We start from the raw sequence: 25859 nt of genomic DNA, 5'->3' as shown, positions 1-25859 counted from the left end.
GTCCGTCGCACGAGTCCCGTCCATGCTCCGAGGCTGCCGTCCAAGCCGAGCCGGTATGCCAGCACTTCGGAGCGTGGCCGGGTGCACCGGCCCGGCCGGGCGGCGGAGATTCGGGACCCGACCGCGGCGGCGGGCGGCGTCACGCGACAAGGCACTCGCCCCGCTCTGCCACGCGAGCACCTCGTCTCCGGTGCCCACGTTCGCGGTCGGTATTTCTACGGATGGCGGCGTGGGCCCGGCGGGTCTTTCCTGTTCGGCACGACCAGACGCCCGCCCCGCCGAGCGGGCCCAGCTCTCGGAGAGCCCTGCCATGATCCCATCCAGTAACGCCGCTGCCGCGTCCGCCTCCCGCAGACAGTTCCTCGCTCTGTCCGGCGCCGCTCTCACCGCGGGCGCGCTGACCGCCGCCGGTTGTTCGGCTCCGTCGAGCTCGCAGACCGCCGCGAAGCCCTCGGCATCGGGCGCCACACGCCTGACGAAGATCGGGCTGGACTATCCGTTCACCCAGCTCCCGCTGTACTCGACGCTGGTGAAGCTGTCCACCGCCGGGGCGAAGCGGCACGGGATCTCCCTGCTGACCACGAGTGACAACGCCAACGCCGACACCCAGGCGACCAACCTCAATACGTGGGTCGCCCGCAAGGTGCCGGCCATCGTGTCCTTCCCGATGGTGTTCGAGGCCGCCGAACCGATCGCGAAGGCGGCGCTGGACGCGGGCCTGATCTGGGTCACCTACGGTGGCTCCTTGGAGCACCAGAGCGCCGACATCCAGTTCAGCTTCCGCAAGGGCGGCACTCTGCTCGGCGAGGCCGCGGCCAAGTGGGCCGAGGAACACCTCGGCGGCAAGGGCAAGATCGCCTTCCTCACCGACAGTACGATCGAGCTGGGCCGCGAACGCACCAAGGGCATGATCGACGCCTTCACCAAGCTCGCCCCCGGCGTCGACGTGGTCGCCCGGGAGCAGGCCATCGACCCTGACACCGGTCTGTCGAAGGCGAAGGCGATCCTCGCCAAGCACCCCGACCTCAACCTGATTCTCGGCGTCACGGACGCGGCAGCGTACGGCGGATTCAAGGCCCTCCAGCAGGCGGGCCGGGCCAAGGACGACGCGAAGACCTTCGTCGGTGGGCAGGACGGCGCGGCGCCCTCCCTTCTCGCCGTCAAGCAGGGCACCTTCTACCGCGCGTCGGCCGCCCTGGCGCCGAAGGACGTCGCCACCGCCATCGTCGACGTGCCACGCGCGGTCGCCGCGGGCCAGGCGAAGCCGAGCGCCCAGGTGCCCATCGCACTGGTCCAGCACGCCGACACCGCCCGCATCGACGACCTGCTCGCCCAGAACGCCTGAGGCACGGCCATGACGGTGACCAACCTCAGGATCCGCCAACTGACCAAGTCCTTCGGGGGAGTCCGGGCCCTGGACGGCGTGGACCTGACCGTGCCGATGGGTCAGGTCCACGCCCTGCTCGGCCACAACGGCGCCGGCAAGTCCACGCTCATCAAGTGCCTGGGCGGCGCCTACCCGCCCGACTCGGGCACGATCGAGGTGGGCGGAGAGTCGTACAGCCGTCTCACCCCGCGGGAGTCGATCGCCGCCGGCGTGGCGATCATCTACCAGACACTCAGCGTGGTCGACGCGCTCACCGTGACGGAGAACATCTTCCTCGGCCAGGAATGGACCCGGTACGGGACCGTGAACCGGCGCGCCCAGGAAGAGGTCGCCGCAGGACTCCTCCAGCGGGTCGCCGCCCGCTGTTCTCCCCGGGACCGGGTCAGCGACCTGCCCATGGGACAGCGGCAGTTGGTGGAGATCGCCAAGGCGCTCAGCCGCAGCGCGTCCGTCCTGGTGCTCGACGAGCCGACCGCCGCCCTGTCCACCGCCGAGAGCGACGCCCTGGCCGAACGGGTCGAGGACCTGCGCACCCAAGGACTGGCCATCGTCTACGTCACCCACCTGCTGTCCGAGGTGGAGCGTCTCGCGGACGCGGTGACCATCCTGCGCGACGGGCGGGTGGCCCACCACTCGGCGACCGCCGGCCGCACGCGACGTGAGCTGGTCGAGGCGATCGCGGGCCGGCCGACGGAGGGTGCGGCACCGCAGCCGAAGCAGGTGGTCGCGGCGCCGCGGGCCGGGCAGAAGCAGGCCCGCGCACAGGAGCGCACGCGAGCGCCCGAGACCCCGTCCACCGGCTTGCCTCGGCTTACCGCCGACGGTCTGCGCGGCCAAGGCTTCGGACCCGTCAGTCTCACGGTCGCCGAGGGAGAACGCGTCGGCCTGTACGGGCTCATCGGCTCCGGGCGTACACGCATCCTGGAGACCCTGTTCGGCAGGCGGCGTGCCCTCGGCGGAACGATCCGGGTCGGGGACCGGAGCCTGGCTCCGAGCCGGCCCACCCATGCGCTCGCCGCCGGCATCGCGCTCGTACCGGCGGACCGGCGCCTCCAGGGACTGTTCCCCTCCCTCAGCGCACAGGACAACACCCTGCTGCCGTCCGTCCGTTCCCTTGCCCGATACGGCGCACGCGCGCTGGGTGCCGAGCGCCGCGCCTTCGAGGCGCTGGCCACGGCGGTCGGACTGCGCCCCGCACGGCCCGGGGCGCCCGCGGACGCGTTCTCCGGCGGCAACCAGCAGAAACTCGTTCTCGGCCGGTGGATCAACGATGTCCGGCGCATCGATGTCCTGCTGCTGGACGAGCCGACCCAGGGCGTCGACGTGGGCGCCCGTCAGGAGATCTACCGGGTCGTGTCCGCTCTGGCCGATGAGCGGGGCACGGCCGTGCTGTTCGCCTCCAGCGACCCGGAGGAGATCGTCGCGCTCGCCGACCGCTGCCTGATCGTCGCCGGCGGCCGCGTCGTCGGTGAACTGGCCGGCCGCGACCTCACCGAACAGGCCCTGCTGGCGGCCGTGCACGACGCCGAATCCGACACCACGCCCACCGGGGGAGCAGCATGACCGCCGCTGACCGCGTCCTCACTCGCCCGCGCGTCCTCGCCGCGGGAAGCCTGACCACGATCAGGCAGCATCCGCTGATCGCCGTGCTCGCCGCGATGGTCCTGGTCTTCCAACTGTCCACGGGCAGCTTCCTCGACCCGGCCAACCTCTCGGGCATCGCCACCGACGCCGCGACGCTCGCCATCGTCGCCGTGCCCCTGGCCCTGCTGGTGATCAGCGGATATCTCGACCTGTCGGTCGGCTCCACGCTCGCCCTGGGCGGGCTCGTCGCAGGCCGGCTCGCGGCGGGCGGCCAGTCGCCGGTGGTAGCCGTACTCGGCGCACTCGTCGCCGGAGCCGTGGTGGGCGCGGTGAACGGCGTCTTGTGCTGTTACCTGGGGCTGTCGCCGTTCATCGTGACGCTCGGCATGCTGACCGCCGTACGGGGACTGGCGCAGCAGCTGTTCCCGCTGCCGCTGAGCGGCTTCGGCAGCGGCTTCGCCTGGCTCGGCGGGTCCCGGTTCGCCGGCCTCGCCACCCCGGTCGTCATCGCCGGGCTCGTCCTGGTGGCGGGAGCGTTGTTCCTGTCGCTCACCCCCGGCGGACGGTACGTCTTCGCGATCGGTGTCAACCGGGAGGCCGCCCACCTCTCCGGCATCAACATCCGCCGCACCCCGTTCGTCCTGTTCGTGACCACAGGGGTGGCGGCCGCCCTGGCCGGGGCCATCAAGGCGTCGGTCCTGGACAGCGTGGTCGCCGGTACCTCGGGCGCCGGCTTCGAACTGGCCGTGCTCACCGCCGTCCTCCTGGGCGGCGTCGCCCTCACCGGCGGCACCGGCTCGGTCCTCGGCGTCCTGCTCGGCGTGCTCTTTCTCGGGGCCCTGCAGAACGGCCTGACCCTGCTCGACGTACCGACCTTCTGGCAGCAGATGGCCCAGGGCACCGCCCTGGTCGCCGGTGCGGCGCTGGCGTACTACGCGCCACGCGCAGCCCGTTGACGCACCTCTCCCGTCCTCAGCCGTCAATTTTGTGGTGGACCTCACGGTGCTCGACGGACGCGTCGCCCTCGGGCGGTGAACGGACCGTCTCTGGAAAGGATCCGAGAATGCCTGGCTCTCCCCGCATGCTGCTCGTCCTGAGTGAGAACTGGACCCTGACCGGTGGCCGGGCCGATCTGCCCGCCGCCGTCCGGTGGGCCCGTGAGGCCGAGGACGCCGGTTTCGACGCGGTCATGGTCAGCGAACACATCCTCCTCGGCCCCGACGCGGCCGCCGCCGGAATCATGGGCAACCCCCGCGACTACGCCCTCCCCGGCAACCAGGACCCGTACACGCCGTGGCCGAACTCGCTGTTGCTGCTCGCAGCCATTGCCTCGGTCACCCAACGGCTACGGCTCGCTGCCGCAGCCGTCCTTGCCCCGCTGCGGCATCCGCTGCTCATGGCCCGGGAACTGGGCACCCTCGACCTGATCAGCGAGGGGCGGCTGGTGGTGCAGCCCACGGTCAGCTGGAGCAGGGACGAGTACGCCGCCCTGGGCGTGCCGTTCGCCCAGCGCGGCAAGCTGCTGGACGAGCACCTGAGCGTGTGGGCGAAGGCGTGGGGAGCATCGCCCTTGTCCCATGACGGCGAGCACTACCCCTTCCGGGACGTGTACTTCGAACCCAAGGCGTACCGCCCCGAGGGCCCCCGGCTGTGGTTCGGTGGACAGCGGCTGAGCAGCCCCGTGCTTCGTCGACTGGTGCGCTACGGGCATGGATTCCACCCGCTGGGCCGGCCCACGCCAATGGACCTTCAGACGCTGAAGGAGGCCATGGCCGAGGCCGGACGGGACGCCGCGGATCTGGAGATGGTCGGCGGCACTCAGGCGGTGTTCCCCGACGATCGGGCACCGGCGGACCTCGGTGCGGCGCTGGCCTCGATCCCCGAGCAACTGGAACAGGGATTCACCACGTTCTGCATCAAGCCGAACCAGTTCATCGACGATCCGCACGGGGTCGGGAAGTTCTGTCGCGAGGTCGTGCGGCGAGTGGAGTCGATGACGGCTTGACGCCGGTCGAATGCGGCGCTGGAGAACGCGGCTGACTCGTAGCCGAGATCTCGATGGACGAGACGTGCGTCATGCCGGTTGCCAGATTCGGGCGAGCATCGAGGCCGTGAGGAGCTGCTCGGGATGCCCCTGTCCGACGAGGCGGCCGTCGTGGAGCAGGAGGCAGACGTCCGCCGAGCGCGCGGCTTCGAGATCATGCGTCGCGTGTACGACGGTCACCCCGTCGGTTGCCAGCTCTGTCAGCACCGTGGCGATTCGCTCCCGCGCCTCGGGGTCGAGCCCCGTGGTCGGCTCGTCCAGCAACAGCAGATCCGACTCCTGGGCGAGTCCCTGGGCGATCAACGTGCGCTGCCGCTGCCCACCGGACAGCTCCCCGAGTTGGTGCGTGGCGAGGTCGGTGATGCCCAGCCGCTCCATGGCCGTGTCCACGGTGGCGTGGTCCTGCCGTGTGAGCCGACGCCAGGGCCCGCGTTCGCCCCAGCGTCCCATCTCCACCGTCTGCCTGACCGTCAGCGGCAGTGCGTCTCCGACGGCGCCGCGCTGCGGGACGAACGCAGGCGGCCGGTTGCCCGCGTGGCGGAGCTCGCCCGATGTGGGGTGGATCACTCCGGCCAGGACGCCGAGCAGGGTGGACTTCCCGCTGCCGTTCGGGCCGACGAGCGCCGTGGTGGCCGACGCCCTTATCTGGACGTCGAGTTGGTGCAGTACCGGGCGGCCCGAGTAGCCGGCGCAGAGGTCGGTGAGGCGGACGCGGGGCGTTCTGTCGTTGGTGCGAGCCACGGGAGATGCCGATTTGTTGAACATGATTTTCATTGTAGTGTGTTTACATGGAGTGGTTGACGGGTCCCTTCGAGGTGACCTTTGTGCAACGGGCCCTGTGGGGCGGGATGCTGGTGTCTGCGATCTGTGCGCTGGCCGGCACCTGGGTGGTGCTCAGAGGGATGGCCTTCCTCGGCGACGCCATGTCCCACGGACTGCTGCCCGGAGTGGCGCTCGCCGCACTCTTCGGCGGCAACCTGCTCGTGGGTGCCCTGTTGAGTGCTGCCGTCATGACCGCCGGCGTCGCCGCCCTCGGTCGAACGCCGAGGTTGTCGCAGGACACCGGCATCGGCCTGCTCTTCGTGGGCATGCTGTCCTTGGGCGTGATCATCGTGTCGCGGTCACAGTCCTTCGCGGTCGACCTGACCGGGTTCCTCTTCGGCGACGTCCTCGCCGTCCGTGAACAGGACCTCGTGCTGCTGGGCGGGGCGTTGGCGCTGGCCCTGGTCGTCTCGGTCCTCGGCCACCGAGCCTTCCTCGCCCTGGCCTTCGACCCGCGCAAGGCCCGCACGCTCGGTCTGCGCCCCCGCCTGGCTCATGCCGTGCTGCTCGGCCTGCTCGCCCTGGCCATCGTCGCCTCCTTCCACATTGTGGGGACGCTGCTGGTCCTGGGCCTGCTCATCGCCCCTCCGGCGGCCGCGCTGCCCTGGGCCCGCAGTGTGCGGGGCCTCATGGCCCTCGCGGCGCTGCTCGGCGTCACCGCCACCTTTGGCGGCCTGCTGTTGTCCTGGCATCTGAGCACCGCGGCCGGCGCGACCGTCTCCGCCCTCGCCGTGGTCCTGTTCTTCCTCTCCCACCTGGCATCCGGTCTGCGCCACCACCGGCGCTCCCGCCCAGGCGATGCGCGTGCCGCGGCAACCGACTGAAAGAAGCGTGAGGCGATCCCCTTTGTTCGTTCGCAGACACATCACCCTCTGGGCGCCGGTCGCACTCGCCGCCGCCGCACTGCTCGCCACCAGTTGCGCCGGGCAGGAGACCGCCACGTCCACTCCGAGGGCGGCTCCCTCGACCTCCGCTCCGCACGGATACGTCGAAGGGGCGCAGGAGAAGGCCGAGCAGCAGTCCCGACTGGTGCTCAGCGACCCGAGGGCCTCCAAGTCCCTGATACTCGACCTGATCAGCGGAAAGACGCACGAGGTGGCGCGGGGGACGGACCCCACCCGCCTCACCACGGACGGCCGGTTCGCCTACCTCCACACCGCGCGTGACACGAGTGTCCTCGACAGCGGTGCCTGGATGGTGGACCACGGCGACCACGTGCACTACTACCGCGCGCAGATACGTGACGTAGGCAGACTGGCCGCAGGTCCGGACGCGCGCGTCCGCAGCGACGCCGCCGTGACCGTGGTGACCGACGACGACGGCCGGGCATCGCTCTACCGCCGGACCGAACTGGAGAAGGGCGAGATCGGCTCGGCCCGCGCACTGCCCGGGACACATGCGGGAGTTGTCGTGCCGTACGCGGAGCGTCTGATCAGCTTCACGGACGACGGCGGTCAATCCGCGAAGCTCACGGTGTACGACCGCGAGGGCCGGCAGGTCGCGTCGCCCGACGCACGGTGCGAGAGCCCGCGGGGCGACGCCGTCACCCGGCGCGGAGTCGTCATCGGATGCGCCGACGGAGCCCTGCTCGTCCGCTCGGCCGACGGCGCCCTCACGGCCGAGAAGATCCCGTACGGCGGCGGCGTACCCGAGAAGGAACGCGGCACGGCCTTCCGGCACCGGCCCGGCAGCGACACGCTCACCGCGCAAGCCGGGCACCGCGCGGTGTGGGTGCTCGACGTCTCCGACCGCAGGTGGACACGGGTGAAAACCAGCGGCACCGTCCTGGCCGCCAACACCGCGGGGGAGGGATCCGTCCTCATCGTGCTCCAGGCCGACGGAGCGCTGCACGGCTACGACATCACCACCGGCAAGCATGTCTCCGCGACAAAGCCCCTCCTGACGCACGTCCCCGGCGCCGGCACCGACGGGACCGCGGGAGCGGTCATCGAGGTCGACCGCAGCCGCGCATATCTCAACGACCCCGAAGGCAGACGCGTGTACGAGATCGACTACAACGACAACCTGCGCGTCGCGCGCACCTTCGACCTGGACATCGAGCCGGCCCTGATGGTGGAGACCGGACGATGACGGGACAGCCGCGAGGCATGCGGTGCCTGCGCGCATCCCTGCCGGCCCTGCTCACCCTTGTCTCCGCCACCGCGGTGACCGCCTGCACGAACGGCGATGAGCGGCCCCGGGTCGTGGTGACGACCAACATCCTGGGCGACATCACCCAGGAGATCGTCGGCGACGAAGCCGACGTGACCGTACTGATGAAACCGAACGCCGACCCGCACTCCTTCGGTCTGTCGGCCGTGCAGGCCGCCGAACTGGAGCGTGCCGACCTCGTGATCTTCAACGGGCTGGGCCTGGAGGAGAACGTCCTGCGGCACGTGGCGGCGGCCCGCGAGGCAGGGGTGGCGACCTTCGAGGCCGGCAAGGCGGTTGACCCCCTCACCTTCCAGGCACACGACGACGGGGGCCCGGAGGAGGAAGCCGGGCAGCCCGACCCGCACTTCTGGACCGACCCCGACCGCGTCCGCAAGGCAGCCGGTCTGATCGCCGATCAGGTGGTCGAGCACGTGGACGGTGTCGAAGAGAAGGCGATCCGCGACCACGCCGACCGCTACGACGACCAACTCGCCGATCTCTCCATCTGGATGGAGAATGCCTTCGCCCGTATACCCGAGAAGCAGCGTGCGTTGGTGACCAACCACCACGTCTTCGGCTACCTCGCCGACCGCTTCGGCTTCCGCGTGATCGGCGCGGTGATCCCGAGCGGAACGACGCTGGCCTCTCCCAGCTCTTCCGACCTGCGCTCACTCACCCAGGCCATGCGGGACGCCGGAGTGCGGACCGTCTTCGCCGACTCCTCCCAGCCGAAGCGGCTGGCCGAGGTCCTGCGCACGGAGATCGGCGCCGGTGTGCGCGTGGTCGAGCTCTACTCCGAGTCGCTGACCGAGAAGGGCAAGGGCGCCGGCACCTACCTGCAGATGATGCGCGCCAACACCACCGCCATGACCGGCGGCCTGACCGGCGCGTGAATCCGACCCCTCACGTCACGACCGGCCCTGCGGCCACTTCAGCACCCTCACACACGATGCCGCGCTCGCGCGGCCCGGAAAGGAACACACCCGAATGAACAGGTCGATACGCGGCAGAGCCTTCACCAGCACGGCCGTCGCCCTGGCGGCTTCCGCGGTCCTGACCGCCTGCGGAGGGGACAACAACTCTTCGTCCGACGCGAAGCCCAAGGCCGCGCCGAGCCCCGATGCCGTAGCGGTCAAGGACCCGCTGGTCGCCACGTTCGACGGCGGGCTCTACGTCCTCGACGGCGAGAGCCTGAAGCTGGCCAGGACGATCGAGCTGCCCGGCTTCAACCGACTCAACCCCGCCGGCGACGACTCCCACGTCGTCGTGTCCACCGACGCCGGGTTCCGTGTCTTCGACGCCGCCGAGCAGACCTTCACCGGCATCGAGTACAAGGGCGCCAAGCCCGGACACGTCGTCCTGCACGGCGGCAAGACGATTCTGTTCACCGATGGCACGGGTGAGGTCAACGTCTTCGACTCCGGCGACCTGGACGGCGGCAAGAAGCCCGAAGGCCGCACCTACACCTCCGCCGAGCCACATCACGGCGTCGCCATCGAACTGAGCAACGGCGAACTCCTCACCACCCTCGGCACCGAGGAGAAGCGCACCGGCGCCCTCGTCCTGGACAAGAACAACAAGGAGATCGGGCGCGCCGAGAACTGCCCTGGCGTCCACGGCGAGGCCGCAGCCAAGGGTGAAGCCGTCGCTGTCGGCTGCGAGGACGGCGTCCTGATCTACAAGGACGGCAAGTTCACCAAGGTCGAAGCCCCGGACGACTACGGCCGCATCGGCAACCAGCGGGGCAGCGACGCCTCCCCGATCCTCCTGGGCGACTACAAGACCGACCCGGAGGCCGAACTGGAGCGACCGACCCGCATCTCTCTCATCGACACCGAGACCGCGAAGTTGCGCCTGGTCGACCTGGGCACCAGCTACTCCTTCCGCTCGCTCGGCCGCGGACCCCACGGCGAGGCCCTCATCCTCGGCACGAACGGCACCCTCCACATGATCGACCCGGAAACGGGCAAGGTGGAGAAGAAGATCCCCGTCGTGGGCGAGTGGCAGGAGCCGCTGGACTGGCAGCAGGCCCGGCCCACCCTCTTCGTCCGCGACCACATGGCGTACGTCTCCGAGCCGGGCAAGCGCAAGCTGCACGCCGTCGACATCGAGTCGGGCGAGAAGGTCACGTCCGTGACACTGCCGAAGAGCACGAACGAACTGTCGGGCGTCGTCGCCGGACACTGATCCTCACCAGCCCGAGTCGTCCCACTGGTCCAGCAGGCTTTCGGCGCTGACTTCGTCGGCGTCCGCTGCTGGACCGTGGAGCGACTACTCGCTCCAGATGACCTGCCCCGTGCCGCTACTCGTCGCCGGAGGCGCCCGAGGTGCCGGACTCAAGGAGTCGGCCGCCGTCCCAGACGACGCCGACCTGCCGGTAGTAAGCGGCGATCGGCTCGTGGATCTCCAGTCGGGCCAGTTCCTCGGTGGGCGAGGCGAACAGCTCCAGCTCGGCGTCGCCGACCCACGGCTGACCACCCGCGAAGGAGGCCGCCCCCGACTCGATCAGCTCGTCGAGCGTGAGGCGCTTGCCCTTCTCGATCGACGGCAGCCAGCGGTGGTGGGCCATCGGGTGGGCGTTGACGAATCCGTTCGTCTCAGCCGGCTCACGCAGGGTGACCACGGCCTGCGCGAGGCGGCGGTCGGCGGCGGCGAGGATGGCACCGAACCGTGCCCCGGCCTCGATGCGCGGGGCAGGCCCGTAGGGGTGCGGGCCGATCGGGATGGAGTCCTCCCTGGTGCGCCGGTAGGCGGCGGGATCGGGCCGGCGTTGGAACGACGCCTCGATGACAGGGGTCACGGTCAGACCGGGCGCTTATGAATGGGGGTCAGCAGGGGCGAACTCCGGCCCCGGCCATCCCGGACCGGCATGTGCAGGCATGCACGCATCACCGCTCCCGGCCGGCAGCACGCTCCCCGGAGCCGTGGGACGGGTCCGCCGAGGCACGCACCGCTCCCGCACTGGCGATGACGACCAGGGCGATGGCCACCGCCTCGACCACCCCGAGTTCCTGGTCCAGGACGACGTACCCGGCCAGGGCGGCGACCGCCGGTGCCAGACTCATCAGCACCGCGAACGCCGTCGGTGGCAGCCGGCGCAGGGACAGCAGCTCCAGGCTGTAGGGAAGCACGGACGACAGCAGGGCGACCGCCGCCCCCAGCGCCAACGTCACTGGTTCCAGCAGGGCCCCACCCGACTCCGCGACGCCCAGCGGCAGGATGAGCAGGGCGCCCACCGTCATGGCCAGGGCCAGCCCGTCGACCCGGGGGAAGTGGCTGCCCGCGCGGGCGGACAGCAGGATGTACGCCGCCCATGTCGTGGCCGCGCCCAAGGCGAACGCGGCACCCGCGGGGTTCAGCCCGCCGAATCCGCCGCGTCCCAGCAGTGCCACACCTGCCAGGGCCAGCCCGGCCCACAGCCAGTTGCTGGCCCGGCGTCCGGCTACCACCGCCAGCACCAGAGGGCCCAGCACCTCCAGGGTGACCGCGGCACCCAGCGGGATGCGTGCGATGGCCTGGTAGATCAGTACGTTCATCCCGGCCAGCGCCACCCCGAAACCGAGGACGACGGCCCAGCCCTGGCGCCCGTGACCGCGCACCGACGGTCGGCACACGGCCAGCAGAACCAGGGCCGAGACGCCCAGCCGCAGTGAGACCACTCCCAGGACGCCGGCCCGTGGGAAGAGCAGCGCCGCCACGGCCGCGCCGAACTGCTGGGCGAACATGCCGCACACGATCAGGCCGACCCCCGTCAGTCGCCCCCTTGCCGGACCGCGGACGGGGCCGGCGGACGCGGATGCGACGGGCTGCGGCACAGAGCGTACGGGGGCGTCGGCCATGACTCTGATCCGTTCGGTGATGGGTGGCATGGTGCGCCGCGCGCACGACCCGGAGGCGCTCCCCCCGCGTCCTTATGCCACGGGGACGGCGATGTACTTGTACTCCAGGAACTCGCCGATGCCGACGCGTCCGCCTTCGCGGCCCAGGCCGGACTGCTTGACGCCGCCGAAGGGGGCGGCGGGGTTGGAGACGAGTCCGGTGTTGAGGCCGATCATGCCGCTCTCGAGGCGTTCGCTGACGCGTAGGGCGCGGTCGAGGTTCTGGGTGAACAGGTAGGCGGCCAGGCCGAAGTCGCTGTTGTTGGCGGCGGCGACGGCCTCGTCCTCGGTGTCGAAGGTGAGGATGGCGGCAACCGGGCCGAAGACCTCGGTGTCCATGATGGCGGCGTCGGTGGTGACGCCGGTGAGGACGGTGGGCGGGTAGAAGCAGCCGGGGCCGTCGGGGAGTTCGCCGCCGGTGAGCACGGTGGCGCCGTGCTTGACGGCGTCCTGCACGACGTCGTGTGCCTTGCTCTGGCCGGCGGTGTCGATGAGCGGGCCGACGTCGGTGCCGGGCTGGGTGCCGTCGCCAACGGTCAGGGCGGCCATGCGGGCGGCGAGGCGCTGGGCGAACTCGTCGGCGACGGAGGTGTGGACGTAGATGCGGTTGGCGGCGCAGCAGGATTCGCCCATGTTGCGCATCTTGGCGACCATGGTGCCTTCGACGGCCACGTCGAGGTCGGCGTCGTCGAAGACGATCAGGGGCGCGTTGCCGCCCAGTTCCATGGAGGTGCGGATGACGGTGTCGGCGCACTGGGCCAGCAGGATCCGGCCGACCTGGGTGGAGCCGGTGAAGGACAGTTTGCGGATCTGCCCGCCGCGCAGCAGGGGTTCGACGACGCCGGCGGCATCGGTGGTGGTGACGATGTTGAGGACGCCGTCGGGCAGGCCGGCTTCGGTGAGGATGGCGGCGAGGGCCAGGGTGGTCAGCGGGGTCTGGGGGGCGGGCTTGAGGACCATGGTGCAGCCGGCGGCTATCGCCGGGCCGATCTTGCGGGTGCCCATGGCGAGGGGGAAGTTCCAGGGCGTGATCAGCAGGCAGGGGCCGACCGGCTGGCGGGTGACCAGGAGGCGGTTCCTGCCGTCGGGGGCGGTCATCATGCCGCCGTCGATGCGGACGGCCTCTTCGGAGAACCAGCGGAAGAACTCGGCGCCGTAGGCGACTTCGGCACGCGCCTCGGCCAGGGGCTTGCCCATTTCCAGGGTCATCAGCAGGGCGAGGTCTTCGGTGCGGGCGATGATGATGTCGTAGGCGCGGCGCAGGATCTCGCTGCGGACGCGGGGAGGGGTTGCGGCCCAGGCTGTTTGCGCGGCGACCGCGGCCTCGGCGGCACGACGTCCGTCGCCCGGGGAGGCGTCGGCGACCTGGCACAGTTCCTCGCCGGTGGCCGGATTGTCCACGGAGAGAGTCCGGCCGAACTCGGCGTCCTGCCAACTACCGCCGATGAACAACTGCTTGGGAACGTCACGGACGACGGTCGTGGTCATGTCTGGTTCTCCTTGAAAGCTGGATACAGGCAGTGCTGCGGACGTGTGGCCGCTGGCCGTGACGCTTGCCGATGGACGGGGGCGCCGGGAGTTCGTGCGGATACATGACCCGCGCGGGAGTCGGCCGGCATTGCCGTAGTCCGCCGCGAGTTGAGTGCCGGCCGACCATTCGCCGGTGATGCCTGGTGGGGGGAAGCCCGGGGCCGGGGGGAGGGTCGGACCCCGGGCTTCCTCGACGGACGTGGTTCACGTCCGGTGGTGGGCACCGCATCCGCGAGGGGGGCAACGGAGGGTGCCGTCGTGTTTGCGGTTCAGCAGCCCAGCAGTTCGGGCAGCTTGCTCAGGTCCGGGAGCTCCTCGTAGTCGTACGCGGGGGAGCCGGGCTGGTTGCGGCGGTTGATCCACACCAGGCGCTTGAAGCCCAGGTCGTGGCCCGGGATGATGTCGTACTCCCAGCCCATGGCGACGTGGATGATCTCTTCCGGCTTGGCGCCGATCTTCTGGAAGGCGCACTCGAAGGCCTGGTTGTCCGGCTTGTACGCGCCGGCCTGCTCCGCGGTGATGACGTGGTCGAACTCGACGCCCATGATCTCGATGTTCTTCGCGATGAAGGCATCCTGGGTGTTGGAGATGATCGCGATCTCGTAGCGGTTCTTCAGGCGGCGCAGCGCGTCAGGGACCTCGGGGAAGGGGCCGAAGGTCGGGATGAGGGCGACGATGGCGTCGCCGTCGGAGTCCTGGTAGCGCAGGCCGTGCCGGCGCATGGAGTTCCTCAGGCTGGAGCGCAGCACCTCCGCGTAGGGGCGGTAGGGCTCCACCACGGCCTGGAAGCGCATGATGTTGAAGGTGTCGAGGAACTCCTGGGTGTCGACGCCGACCTTGGCGATACGGTCCTTCAGCAGCTCCGCCGTGGGGGCGTTGAGCTTGAAGTCGACGAGTGTGCCGTAGGCGTCGAAGGTGACGATTTCGCGCACGGAGATCTCCGTTCGAAGAGGCGGCCGCCGCGGAGGCGGACGTGGAACAGGAAGGGCTGGCGGATCAGGTGAGGGGTTCGGTCGGCAGGAGGCCGCCGCCCTGCTGGTTGCGTTGGCCGCCGAGTTTGCGGACGAGGGCGACCAGGGCGAGGGCGAGGATCGCGAGGGCGATGAGGACGGCGCTGACGGCGGTGACGGTCGGGTCGACGTCGAACTGCAGGGCGTTGAAGACGAGGACCGGCAGGGTTCGGGTGTCTGGGGTGGACAGGAACTGGGCGATGAAGAACTCGTCGAAGCTGGTGATGAAGGAGAACACGGCTGCGGCGATGAGGCCGGGTGTGGCCAGGGGGAAGGTGACGCGCCGGGCGATGGTGAGCCGGCCGGCGCCCATGCTCGCGGCGGCGTCTTCGAGGCGTTCGTCGATGCCCTTCAGCGTGGAGATCATGATGAGGATCGCGACGGGTGCGGCCAGCACGGTGTGACCCAGGGCGATGGCCAGAGGGCTGCCGAGCATGCCGGCGGGTTCGAAGAACAGGAACAGTCCGAGTGCGATGACCACCTGCGGGATGAGCATCGGCGCCAGGACCAGGCCGTAGACGGCTGCGTGCAGGGGCAGGCGGCCGCGGGCCAGCGCGGTGGCGGCGGTGACACCCAGGATCAGGGAGAACACCGTGGTCAGTGCGGCGACCAGGCTGGACAGGGCGATGGAGGTGGCCCAGTTGCCGCCGGGTGCGGCCATCTGCTGATACCAGCGGGTGCTGTACTCCTTCGGCGGGAACGTGCCGATACCGTCGGCGCCGAAGGAGGTGACCAGGATGATCACGATGGGCATGGCCAGGAAGAGCAGGATCGCGGTGGCGCTCAGGGCGCGGCCGATGTCTCCGGCTCGGGTGGCGGGCAGTTCCATCATGAGCTGCCACCTCCTCCTCGTGCGGCCGTCTTCTTGCGGCGGAGTCTGGCCAGGCCGAGGACACCCAGGCCGGCGAAGGTGAGCAGGAGCAGGATGACGCCGAAGGCGGCGGCGGAGTTCCACTGGTCCTGCTTCATCACCTGCTGGTCGATCAGCGCGGCGACCACGGTCTGCTTGCTCCCACCCATCAGGGCGGGGGTGATGTAGTAGCCCAGGCACAGGATGAAGCTCAGCAGGCCGGCGGTGCCGATCCCGGGCGTGACCAGCGGCAGGTAGATCCGGCGGAAGACGGTCAGGCGGGAGGCACCGAACCCGGCGGCGGCGGCCAGCAGCCGGCGGTCGACGCCGCGCATCACGCCTTGGAGGACGAGAACGGTGTAGGGGAGCATCACCGAGGTGGTGCCGATGACGACGCCGGTCTCGTTGTAGAGCAGGTCGTACGGAGCGCCCGGCACGTGCACCGAGGTGGCCAGCATGTTGATCAGGCCGTGCTCGCCGAGCATGATGATCCAGCCGTAGGTGCGCACCAGGGCACTGATGAAGTGCGGCACGACCACGATCAGCATCGCCAGGGCCGCGAACACGGGCCGCATGCGGGCGATGGCGTGCGCCAGCACGAACCCCACCAGCAGGCTGAGCACGGCGGTCTCCGCGGAGATGCGCAGGGTGGAGACCAGCACGGAGAGGTTCGAGCCGCTGAGAGCGTCGATGTACCAGTGCAGGGTGAACCCGCCGGAGTCTCCGTCCAGGCTCAGGGAGAGGACCCCGATGATCGGGTAGACGAACAGCACCAGCAGGAACACCGTGACGGGGACGGCGTTGACCAATGCGATACGGGAGCGGTGCCCGGGGACGGCGGAGGTTTTCACGCGCACCTTGCCGGGTGCGAGAGCGGTGCCGGCCATGGGCTCACCCCCCGTCCGTCGCGTCGAAGACACTGACGTCCTCACGGTCCGCGGTGACACAGACCCGCTCGCCCGGACGTGGCGGGTTGTGAGCCGTCTCGATCCGCAACGGCGCCGTACCAGGCGCGGCACCGTCCAGACGGACGGTGATCCGGGTCAGCGAACCGACGTAGACGGCCGTCTCGACCGTGCCCGTACAACAGCTCTCTTCGGGGGCGACCAGGCGGAGCTTGCCCGGCCGGACCGCCGCGCGCACCCTCTGCCCCGGTGCGTACGGGTGGGCGCGGGCCTTCAGGACACCGCCGGTGTCCAGCCGAACCGGGGTGCAAGCGTCCTCGGTCGTCTCCTCGACCTTGCCGGACAGGAAGTTTGCGGAGCCGAGGAAGTCCGCGACGAAGGGAGTGCGGGGACGCTCGAACAGGCCACGGGGTGTGTCGAACTGCTCGATGCGCCCGTCCTTCATGATGGCGATCCGGTCCGAAAGGACCAGCGCTTCCTCCTGGTCGTGCGTCACATAGATGACGGTCAGGCCGAGTTCGCGCTGGATGGACTTGATCTCGGTCTGCATCTGGTCGCGGAGCTTCTTGTCCAGCGCGCCCAGCGGCTCGTCCATCAGGACGATCGGCGGCCGGTAGACCAGCACGCGGCACAGGGCGACGCGCTGCTGCTGGCCACCGGAGAGCTCACGGGGCTTGCGGCCGGCGAACTTCGACAGACCCGCCGCCTCCAGGGTTTCACCGACCCGGCGGCGGACCTCCGCCTTCTCCACGCCGCGCAACTGCAGCGGGAATGCGACATTCTCGGCGACCGTCATGTGCGGGAAGAGCAGGTACTGCTGGAAGACGAAACCGAAATCGCGTTTGCCCGGGTTGAGCCCGGTGATGTCCCGGCCGTCGACGGTGATGGTGCCGGAGTCGGGCTCGGTGAACCCGGCCAGCATCATCAGCGTCGTCGTCTTACCTGAACCGGACGAGCCGAGGAAGGTGACGAACTCACCCGCCGCGATCTCCATGTCCACACCGTCGACCACCGTCGTCCCGCCGTATGACTTCCGCAGGCCTGCCACCGACAGTGACCTGCCGGTCGGCGAGCCGGACCGCGGGGCCAGGGCGGCGGCGAGATCGTCAGCCGACAGCGTCCCGGTGTTGATCGTGTTGGTCCGCTCAGGCATCCGCCCACTCCTGCCAGCGCTTGGTGACGGCGTCACGGTTCTCGTCCCACCAGGCGACGTCGGCGTCGAACCCGACCTTCAGGTTCTGCGGGGAGGTCGGCAACGTGGCCAGTACGTCGTCCGAGAGCAGCTTGATGGCGCCGGGGACGACCGGGCCACCGGGGTAGAGCTTGGCGAACGCTGCCTGCACTTCGGGGCGCAGCGAGAAGTCGATCAATTTGTAGGCCGCGTCCGTGTTGTCCGCGCCCTTCGGGATCCCCCAGCCATTGGTGAGCCGGCGTGCGCCGTTCCACTGGTAGGTGACGGGCAGGCCCTGCTTGATCAGCTCGTCGGCACGGCCGCCGTACAGGCTCGTCGCGACGACCTCCTTGCGGCCGATCAGGACGGCCGGCAGAGCGCCGGTGTTCCAGAACTTCTTGACGCCGCCGCGGATCCGCGACATCGCCTTGAAGGCCCGGTCCACATCCAGTGGGTACAGCTTGTCCAGCGGCACACCGTCGGCCAGCAGCGCGAACTCCAGCTCCGGGATGTCGACCTCCGCGCTCTGGAGCGAGCGCGCGCCGGGGAAGGAGTCGGTGTTCCAGAAGTCCGCCCAAGTCTTCGGAGCGCGCTTCAGGCTGTCCGTGCGGTACGCCATCAGGCTGCACCACACGTTCTTGCCGACCGCGTGCTCCGGCAGCTGGTGCTCCGCGATCCCGGCGCCCTTCACGCTCTTGAGCCGGTCGTGGTCCACGACCTCCAGACAGTCCAGGCGCGCCATCTTCTGGAAGACCAGCAGCGAGTTGTCCATCAGGTCGACCTGCGGACGGCCCTGCTTGACCTGCGCGATGACCTGCGCCGACTGGTAGTTCACCGTCGTGACCGTGATGCCGGTCTCCTTGGTGAACGGCTCGTAGACCGCCTTGGTCAGAGCATCGTTGTAGGCACCGCCACTGTTGCTGACGACGATCCGTTTCTTGCCTCCGCCCGACGAGCCGCGGCTCTCGCCGTTGCCCATGAGGGTGCCGCAGCCGGCCACCGTAGTGGCTGCGGCCAGGGCGCCTGCGGTGCGGAGTACGGTTCTGCGTCCTATCCGGTTGCCTTCCATGGCGGGCCTCCTGGAGATCGCTGGGGAATACGGGGAATCCGATATGCGGGGACGTACGGGTCCCGATGAGGGGGGATTTGGGCGCCAATAATCGGCGGAGGGAAACGCACATGGGGCCCAGGGGCCCGCCGAGCGAGACCCGGGGAAGAAAGAGAAGAACGGGGAAATGTGCGATGGTTTGTCGATTTGACTACCGTCGTGCCCGCAGTGCTTTGGGGGAGATGCGCGGGGCGGGCTGGAATTGCATCCCGCACGGCAGCGCGAATTGTCGACCGACGCCTCATGCGGCGGTGCCGTGCGGGACTGAAGTGGGCTACGTGTCAGATGCCGAGCATGGTGTTGAGGTCGTCGAGGGACTTGACCGTGACGTAGTCATAGCCGTGGGTGACGGGGTCGTAGCCGCGGTCCAGCAGGATCAGGTTGCGGAAGCCCATGTCGTGCATCGGCATCAGGTCGTAGCGGGTGTGCGAGGAGACGTGCACGAAGTCCTCGGGAGAGGCGTCGAGCTGATCCAGCATGTACTCGAACGCCGCGTACCGGGGCTTGTAGAAGCCGGCCTGCTCCGCGGTGTACACCGCGTGGAAGTCCGCCCCCAGCCGCGGCACGCTCTCCTCGAGGAAGGAGTCGTCCGCGTTGGAGAGAATGACGAGCTTGTACTTCTCGCCCATCTTCTTCAGCGGCTCGGGCACGTCGGCGTGGGGGCCCCAGCCGCGGACGCCGTCGGCGAACCGCTTGCCGGCGTCGGGTGCGACCTTCAGGCCCCACCGCTTGCAGACCCGCTCGAAGGAATCGTGCAGCACCTGCTCGTAGGAGTAGTACGTGCCACGGACCTGGTCGTAGCGGTAGCCGCGGAACTCCTTGACGAACTGGTCCCACTTCTCGGCGGGGATCTGGTCCCCGACGAGCTCACGCGTGATGGGGGTGATCTGGTAGTTGATCAGCGTGCCGTAGCAGTCGAACGACACGTATTTCGGACGGAATTGCAATGACGGGATCTTGCTCATGATGGAATTCCCAACTTTCTCTGCGGAAACTGGATGGGGTGGCCGGCCTTTTCAGGCATGCCCATGACGGGCTTCCCTGAGTTGTGCGATGACGTCGTCGACGCTTACGGCCAAGGCGCGCTCGATGTTGACCCAGTCGTCCTTGGCGTGGCCGAGGAGGTACTCGCGCCGTTCGGGGGCGCGCTCCGCTCGCCAGTTCGTGAGGAGCGCGCGCAGTGTGAGTCGGGCCAGGGCGGCAACCGGGAGCAGGGGGAGCTCCGATGTCTTGATCGGCCGCTTTCGTTGGTAGCCGGCGACGAAGGCGCAGGCGTCCCGCCAGGGCTGGTCCGGAGTCCTGCCGAGCAGGTTCGCCATGGGCACGGCGGGGTCGAAGATCACGGCGCTGCGTACCGTGTCGCCGAAGTCGATGACGCCGGTGACGAAGCGGTCGTCGCTCTTCGGATCCACCACGATGTTGTAGGGGCTGAAATCGCCATGGATCACCTGCGTTTCGAGATCATTCAGCCTCGGCACCACGGCTTCGTCGTAGAGCCAGAAGACCTCGCGGGCCAGGCGACGGTGCTCGGGATTCGTTGTGTGCTGGACCAGCCTGGTCAGCTGGTGGAAGTGGCGGATGTCCCACACCAGTCCGCGTCCGTCAGCCGGGTGCGAGAACGCCTTCAGCGCCTCGTCGAGCCGCCCCAGCATCTCGCCCGCCTGGGCGAGCTGTTCCGTGTCCGGGCTCGTCTGTGCCAGGACCGGACCCGCGACGAAGTCGAACACCCGCAGGATCCGGGTCCTGCCGTCGCTGAGCCGGATGGGCACGCTGTCGTCCCCGCCGGTGGTCAGCTTCACTCGCTGGACCGGCAGATGCGGCGCGGAACGTTCGAGGTAGCGCATCGCGGCGGTCTGGAAATGGACGACTGCCTCCGCCTCGTCCGGCGGTGAGACCTTCACGAGGTAGTCGCTCGCGTCGGTCCGGAGCCTGAAGGTGTCGTCCTTCTCGGTCGCCAGTCGACCGAGACGTCCGTTGAGGCGGTAGTACTTCTCGAGGAAAATACTCACCAGGACTACATCGATGGGCTCGTGGGACGAGGTCAGGCCGCTCTCCTCGAAGAGCCGTTGTGCGAAGTCGGTAGCCGGTGAGGTGTTCACGGTAAATCCCTTCGGGCCAGCCTGCTAGAGACGGTTTTTCGCGACCTCGGCGAAGGTCTCCAGGAATCGGGTCACATCGGCGGAGTCGAAGGCCAGCGGAGGGCGGATCTTCAGGGTGCTCGCCGACTTGCCCGTGCCGTTGATGAGGATGCGGCGATCGCGCATGTCATTGATGACGTCTTCGGTCAGCAAGCGGTCCGGCTCAAGGGTCTCCCGGTCCTTCACGATCTCCACGCCGACGTACAGACCGGCGCCGCGGACTTCGGAGACGTAGGGGGAGTCCTTGGTGATTTCCCGCAGTCCCGCGCGCAGAGCGTTGCCGTTCTGCAGGACGCGCTGCTGCACGTTCTCCTTCTCCAGGACGTCCAGTACCGCGGCGCCGGCGGCCACGGGGATCGAGCTGCCGCCGAAGGTGTTGAAGTAGCGGACGTTGCGTCCGAACTCCTCGCTGACCTCGGGGCGGAAGACCACACCCGAGATGGGCATTCCGTTGCCCATGGGCTTGCCCATGGTGACGATGTCCGGCAGCACGCCGTGCCGGCTGAATCCCCACATCGACTCCCCGAGCCGGGCGAACCCGGACTGGACCTCGTCCGCGATGTAGACACCGCCGGCGGCGTGGACCTCCTCCACGACGGCCTGCATGTAGTCGACGGGGTCCGTGAAGATGCCGTCGCTGGTGTAGGCGCAGTCGGTGATCAGCGCGGCGAGCCGGTAGCCGTGGCGTTCCAGGTCGTCGATCGCGCCGCGCACCTGCCGGCGCATGTGTTCGGCGAGCGTGGTGCCCGGCGCGGCGAGGCGCGGGTCCGGGGCATCGATGAGCCGGACGTTCGGGCCCAGCGGCGATCCCACGCCCAGGTGCGGCGAGAAGCTCGCTACCTCCCGGGTGATGCCGTGGTAGGCCCAGCGGGTGACGATGATTCCCTCGCCGCCCGTGTGGAACCGCGCCACCCGCGCCGCCAGGTCGTTCGCCTCCGACCCGCTGCACGCGATGCTCAGCTTCGACAGCTCCGCGGGGAACGTCGAAAGGAGCCGCTCCGCGTAGTCGACCAGGGCTTCCTGGACGTAGCGGGTGTTGGTGTTGACCGCGGTCATCTGGCGGGCGACCGCCTCGGCCACGTGGGGGTGGGCGTGTCCGACGCACGGAACGTTGTTGTAGGCGTCGAGGTAGTCGTTGCCGTCCCGGTCGATCAGGTGGGCCCCGTGACCGGAGACGAACTCGACCGGCTCCTTGTAGATCAGTGTGTAGCCAGGGCCCAGCACCTTGTCGCGACGCTGGATCGTCTCCTGGAGGTGTTCGGGGAGTTCGCTCAGTACCCCCGGATCGAACCGGTTGGGGTAGTTGGCGACTGCCCGGCTAAGCGTCGAAGTCATCTGCAGGCACACCTTCAGTCTGGTTTCTTCGAGGTTTGCTCGCTGCTGTGGCTGAGAACATACCATCATTCGTTCCAGTTCCAACCTGAAACTAGAAAAATTTTTGGGCCGGATCCGCGGGAGGATCTCGGCGGTACTTCGGCCGATCCGTGCCGGGTTCGGGCCCAACGAAGGACTGCGGGGGAGTGCATGACCTGTGGGGTCAACTCCTGTGCGTGGCAAGGGCGTTCGGGTGGGCAGAAGCCCTCAGGGGCCGGGCGCCGTCGTCTCACGTCGGCCACGGGTCTCTCGACCTTGACGTGTCCGGTGGCGTCGATCAGCGTGCCGATGTCGACACCGCTGAGGGTTCCGGGGCCCACCACGAGCGCGCTCATGCGTCTGGCGAGTCGGCGTCGTCGAAGACGATGAGGGGCGCGTCGCCCCGAGCTCCATCGAGGTGCCTACGACGGCATCGGCGCACTGTGCGGGTCAGCCGGCCGGGGACCTCGGCGCCGGGCTGTGCGGCGGGGCCATGGCCAGCGGGAAGCTCCACGAGGTGATCGGCAGACAAGTGCCGACATGCCGACGGGACGGCAGCATGCGGCCCAACCCGCGGAGGAACTCTGGCTGCGCAGCGGCCCTTCGGCCTCCGACCTCGGCATATGGGCGAGGATCGCGTGGCCGGTCGCCGTGGCGTGCGGTGGCGAGGTCTCGCTCCGAGGGCCAGGAAGGTTCGGCACCGCGAGGTGGATCGTCCCGTTCAGCAAGTCGCGGAGCCGTGCCATCGGCTCACCCGCGGCGGGGAGCGGACTGGCGCTCCGCAGGGCCGCGGGCCATACGGCAAGCATCCGTACGCCGATCTCCCAGCGGGTCGCTTCGCCGCGATGCACACGCAGCCAACCTGCCTGGTCGAGCGCAGCCACGGTCCGCCGCATCGCCCGCTCCGGCACGCGGACGATCCTCGACGGCTCTCGGCCGGTCACGGGTCGGTGCCGGGCCACGGCCTCCAGGAAGAGGACCGAACCTGATCACGGTCTTCAGCCGGTCGGAACCCGGGCGCGCGTCAGCGTCCGGCATCTCGGTCATGAGCCCTCTTCTGCGGTGGATCGGAAGCAGGGTCGAGGAGCTCCGCCAGATGCACGGCGCGGATGTCCCGGTCACCGGCCAGGTGATCGATCTGGGTGGCGCAGCTGAAGCCGTCGGCGACCACGGTCCGGCCGTCGAGGTTGTCCAGTCGGGGTTTGAGGGCCAGCTCGGCTACGGCGATCGAGGTGTCGTAGTGCTCGGCCTCGAAGCCGAAGTTGCCGGCCAGTCCGCAGCAGCCCTCGGCCTCCTCGACGCTGCCCACGCCCAGTCGGCGCAGCAGGTCGGCGGGGCGGCGGGCCTTGAAGGTGGCGTACTCGTGGCAGTGCGTCTGGAGCACGACGCTCTCGGGCAACGGAGGCGGGCGCCAGTCCTGGTCGGCGAGGTCGGCGAGGGCTCCGGTGAGTGTATGGACGCGGTCGGCGACGCGCCGGGCGGCACTGGTGCCGAGGAGCTCGGGCACGTCGCGCTTGAGAGCGGCGGCGCAGCTGGGTTCGGCCACGATGACGGGTCGGTCGTCGCCGTTGTCGAGGGCGTGGACGGTACGGGCCATGATCCGGCGGGCGACGGACAGCTGGCCGGTGCTGACCCAGGTCAGCCCGCAGCAAAGGTCGTCGTTCGTAGTGCAGGGGATGCCCGCGTCGGCCAGGACCCGGCTGGCCGCTCCCGCGATCTCGGGGCGGAAGGCGCGGGTGAAGCTGTCCACGAAGAGCACGGCCTCGGTGGGCTCTGCCGTCCTGGCCGCGCGCAGGGTCCTGCGCAGCGAGCGCCGAGAGGCGAAGGCGGGGATCCTGCGGTTGGTGGTCACGCCGCCGAGGCGGGCGAGGAGTTTGCCCAGCGGTCCGCGCAACACGGCGTTGATGGGGCGTGCGACGTATCCGGCCAGGGCCGACGTCAGGGGAAGCCAGCCCAGCGAGTAATGGGAGCGCGGGCGCAGGCGGTGCTTGTAGTGCTGGTGGAGGAACTCCGCCTTATAGGTGGCCATGTCAACACCGACCGGGCAGTCGCTGGAGCATGCCTTGCACGACAGGCACAGATCGAGGGCGTCCTTCACCTCGGTGGAGCGCCAGCCGTCCGCGATCGCTTCGCCGCGGACCATTTCCTGAAGCATGCGGGCCCGGCCGCGGGTGGAGGCGTTCTCCTCGCCCGTGGCCCGGTAGCTCGGACACATGACCCCGCCCACATCGCTGCGACAGCGCCCCACACCGACACAGCGGCGTACGGCGCCGGCGAAACCGTCCTCGTCATGTGGGAAGCCGAACGTCGTTTCCACGACAGGCAGTTCACGCAGGGCGAGGTCCGCGTCCAGCGGTGCGGGGTCGACGATCACGCCGGGATTCAGCAGACCACCGGGGTCGAAAACCTGCTTGAAGGCGGTGAACGCGGCGATCATGCGGTGGCTGTACATGACCGCCAGCAGTTCGCTGCGGGCCCGCCCGTCGCCATGCTCGCCCGACAGCGTGCCGCCGTGGTCGACGACCAGCGCTGCCGCCTCGGTGAGGAAGCGGCGCATGACCGCCTGTCCGGCCTCGGTGGCCAGATCGAAGTCGATGCGCACGTGGACGCAGCCCGCACCGAAGTGGCCGTACAGCACGCCGGTCAGCTCGTGCGAGGCCAGCAGCTTGCGGAAGTCTCGCAGGTAGGCGGCCAGGTGCTCGGGCGCGACGGCCGCGTCCTCCCAACCCGGCCAGGACTCCCCACCGTCGACGAGCCGGGCCGCCAGCCCCGCCCCGTCCTCACGTACCCGCCACAGTGAACGCCGCTCAGCAGGGGTCTCGACGACCCGGCCGCCGGTCATCCGCCCTCGCGCCTTGAGTACATCAAGCAGGTCACCGGCTCGGTCGTTCACCGCGGCCTGGTCGTCACCTTCGAGCTCGACATACAGCCAGGCCCGCCCATCGGGCAGTCCGGTGACGGAGTCGGCTCCGCGGCGGGCGCGCATCGTGGCCACGATCGCCTCGTCCATGCCTTCGACCGCGCTGGGCGACCAGCGCAGGATCTCCGGCACGTCCTCGGCCGCCTCGACCACGTCGTCGTAGCCGAGGGCCAGCAGCGTGGATGCCTGTGCGGTCGCCACCAAGCGGAGCGTCGCGGCGGTGACGACCGCACAGGTGCCTTCGGTGCCCACCAGAGCACGAGCCAGGTCGAACCCGTTCTCGGGCAGCAGGTGATGCAGTTGATAACCGGAGACCTGACGCGGAATACGGCCCAGCTCGGTGCGGATCGACGCCAGGTTCTCCTTGACCAGACGCCTCAGGTCCGTCTCCAGACCGGCGACGCGCCGCACAGCTTCCGCGTCGCCCGGATCGGCCGCACGCAGCCCGGAGCGGTCGGCGACGGCCCGCACGCCGTCAGCCGTCACGATCTCCAGGGCCTCCACATGCCCGCTGGTCCGACCGTCACGCACCGACCGGTTTCCGCACGCGTCGTTGCCGATCATGCCGCCGAGGGTGCAGCGGCTGTGCGAGGACGGGTCGGGCCCGAAGTCGAGCCCGTGCAGCGCGGTCGCACTGCGCAGCGCGTCGAGGACGACACCGGCCTCGACCCGCGCGGTACGCGCCTCGACGTCGATGTCGAGGATCCGGTTCATGTACCGCGAGAAGTCCAGGACCACACCGCGCCCGACCGCGTTGCCGGCCATGCTGGTGCCACCACCCCGGGCCGTGACCGGAATGCCCGCCTCCCGGCAGGCGCGCACCACCGCGACCACGTCGTCGGCGGCGCGCGGGTAGGCCACGGCTTGCGGCAGCACACGGTAGTTGGAGGCGTCGTAGGCGTACGGGCCCGTCGCCCCGGGCCCGGTCTCCACTCGCAGACCGGGCGCGATCTCGGCGAGCCGCACGACCAGGGGCGCGACGGCGGCGGTCATCGATCCGCCACC

20 protein-coding genes and 1 pseudogene are annotated in these 25859 nt (G+C 69.5%); 8 read left to right on the top strand and 13 right to left on the bottom strand.

The features are described from left to right. Positions 1-310 precede the first annotated feature (310 nt). The 4 genes from ACZ4UU_RS37885 to ACZ4UU_RS37870 all read left to right on the top strand — a co-directional run bounded on the left by ACZ4UU_RS37885 (position 311) and on the right by ACZ4UU_RS37870 (position 4976). The gene (locus ACZ4UU_RS37885) at positions 311-1345 is read left to right on the top strand and encodes a sugar ABC transporter substrate-binding protein (RefSeq protein ID WP_471907963.1); all 1035 of its coding nucleotides are present in this window, start codon (positions 311-313) and stop codon (positions 1343-1345) included. 9 nt (positions 1346-1354) lie between these two features. Next, entirely contained in the window at positions 1355-2950 is a 1596-nt protein-coding gene (locus ACZ4UU_RS37880) for a sugar ABC transporter ATP-binding protein (RefSeq protein WP_471907962.1), read from the top strand. Then, positions 2947-3927, top strand: a complete 981-nt coding sequence (locus ACZ4UU_RS37875; RefSeq protein ID WP_471907961.1) for an ABC transporter permease — start codon at positions 2947-2949, stop codon at positions 3925-3927. The genes ACZ4UU_RS37880 and ACZ4UU_RS37875 overlap by 4 nt, the downstream gene beginning before the upstream one ends. Before the next feature lie 107 nt (positions 3928-4034). Continuing rightward, complete coding sequence (locus ACZ4UU_RS37870) at positions 4035-4976, top strand: TIGR03619 family F420-dependent LLM class oxidoreductase (protein WP_471907960.1); 942 nt, start codon at positions 4035-4037, stop codon at positions 4974-4976. A gap of 69 nt (positions 4977-5045) precedes the next feature. Here ACZ4UU_RS37870 and aztA read toward each other — a convergent pair whose 3' ends face one another. Beyond that, positions 5046-5789 (bottom strand): zinc ABC transporter ATP-binding protein AztA, encoded by a 744-nt coding sequence (gene aztA, locus ACZ4UU_RS37865; protein ID WP_471907959.1) that lies wholly within the window; start codon positions 5787-5789, stop codon positions 5046-5048. A 14-nt stretch (positions 5790-5803) separates the two neighbouring features. Between aztA and aztB the strand changes: the two genes are divergently transcribed. The 4 genes from aztB (at position 5804) to aztD (ending at position 10178) form a co-directional block, all read left to right on the top strand. Next, a complete protein-coding gene (gene aztB, locus ACZ4UU_RS37860; protein WP_471907958.1) occupies positions 5804-6661 on the top strand; it encodes a zinc ABC transporter permease AztB in 858 nt (285 codons plus the stop codon). Between the two features lie 22 nt (positions 6662-6683). After that, on the top strand, positions 6684-7928 hold the full coding sequence (locus tag ACZ4UU_RS37855) for a hypothetical protein (protein ID WP_471907957.1): 1245 nt from the start codon (positions 6684-6686) through the stop codon (positions 7926-7928). After that, positions 7925-8884 carry a zinc ABC transporter substrate-binding protein AztC gene (aztC, locus tag ACZ4UU_RS37850; RefSeq protein WP_471907956.1) on the top strand — a complete coding sequence of 320 codons (960 nt, stop codon included), beginning with the start codon at positions 7925-7927 and terminating at the stop codon, positions 8882-8884. Before ACZ4UU_RS37855 ends, aztC begins: the two co-directional genes overlap by 4 nt. A 94-nt stretch (positions 8885-8978) precedes the next feature. Beyond that, positions 8979-10178, top strand: a complete 1200-nt coding sequence (aztD, locus tag ACZ4UU_RS37845) for a zinc metallochaperone AztD (RefSeq protein ID WP_471907955.1) — start codon at positions 8979-8981, stop codon at positions 10176-10178. Positions 10179-10293: 115 nt separating this feature from the next. Here aztD and ACZ4UU_RS37840 read toward each other — a convergent pair. The 12 genes and pseudogenes from ACZ4UU_RS37840 to ACZ4UU_RS37785 form a co-directional block, all read right to left on the bottom strand. Next, a pseudogene (locus ACZ4UU_RS37840) lies at positions 10294-10704 on the bottom strand (acetoacetate decarboxylase family protein); the annotation flags it as partial. 175 nt (positions 10705-10879) lie between these two features. Continuing rightward, positions 10880-11830: an EamA family transporter gene (locus ACZ4UU_RS37835; protein ID WP_471907954.1), complete on the bottom strand. Its 951-nt coding sequence runs from the start codon at positions 11828-11830 to the stop codon at positions 10880-10882. 72 nt (positions 11831-11902) lie between these two features. Further along, positions 11903-13357, bottom strand: a complete 1455-nt coding sequence (locus ACZ4UU_RS37830; protein WP_471907953.1) for an NAD-dependent succinate-semialdehyde dehydrogenase — start codon at positions 13355-13357, stop codon at positions 11903-11905. Between the two features lie 311 nt (positions 13358-13668). After that, positions 13669-14331 (bottom strand): haloacid dehalogenase type II, encoded by a 663-nt coding sequence (locus ACZ4UU_RS37825; protein WP_471907952.1) that lies wholly within the window; start codon positions 14329-14331, stop codon positions 13669-13671. A 64-nt stretch (positions 14332-14395) separates the two neighbouring features. Beyond that, on the bottom strand, positions 14396-15241 hold the full coding sequence (locus ACZ4UU_RS37820; protein WP_471907951.1) for an ABC transporter permease: 846 nt from the start codon (positions 15239-15241) through the stop codon (positions 14396-14398). Continuing rightward, positions 15238-16146, bottom strand: coding sequence for an ABC transporter permease (locus tag ACZ4UU_RS37815; protein ID WP_471907950.1), 909 nt, complete (start codon positions 16144-16146; stop codon positions 15238-15240). Before ACZ4UU_RS37815 ends, ACZ4UU_RS37820 begins: the two co-directional genes overlap by 4 nt. Positions 16147-16150: 4 nt before the next feature. Beyond that, complete coding sequence (locus ACZ4UU_RS37810; RefSeq protein ID WP_471907949.1) at positions 16151-17317, bottom strand: ABC transporter ATP-binding protein; 1167 nt, start codon at positions 17315-17317, stop codon at positions 16151-16153. Beyond that, positions 17310-18404: an ABC transporter substrate-binding protein gene (locus tag ACZ4UU_RS37805; protein WP_471907948.1), complete on the bottom strand. Its 1095-nt coding sequence runs from the start codon at positions 18402-18404 to the stop codon at positions 17310-17312. The genes ACZ4UU_RS37810 and ACZ4UU_RS37805 overlap by 8 nt, the downstream gene beginning before the upstream one ends. A gap of 320 nt (positions 18405-18724) precedes the next feature. Continuing rightward, complete coding sequence (locus tag ACZ4UU_RS37800; protein ID WP_471907947.1) at positions 18725-19408, bottom strand: haloacid dehalogenase type II; 684 nt, start codon at positions 19406-19408, stop codon at positions 18725-18727. Between the two features lie 51 nt (positions 19409-19459). Then, complete coding sequence (locus ACZ4UU_RS37795) at positions 19460-20542, bottom strand: phosphotransferase (RefSeq protein ID WP_471907946.1); 1083 nt, start codon at positions 20540-20542, stop codon at positions 19460-19462. Between the two features lie 24 nt (positions 20543-20566). Further along, entirely contained in the window at positions 20567-21916 is a 1350-nt protein-coding gene (locus ACZ4UU_RS37790; RefSeq protein WP_471907945.1) for an aspartate aminotransferase family protein, read from the bottom strand. A 1042-nt stretch (positions 21917-22958) separates the two neighbouring features. Next, positions 22959-25847, bottom strand: coding sequence for an FAD-binding and (Fe-S)-binding domain-containing protein (locus ACZ4UU_RS37785; RefSeq protein ID WP_471907944.1), 2889 nt, complete (start codon positions 25845-25847; stop codon positions 22959-22961). Positions 25848-25859 lie beyond the last annotated feature (12 nt).

The organism is Streptomyces sp. NPDC028907 (assembly GCF_055564995.1).
The sequence above is the reverse complement of the archived record's forward strand: the minus strand, read 5'-3'. Positions and strand labels throughout refer to the sequence as shown.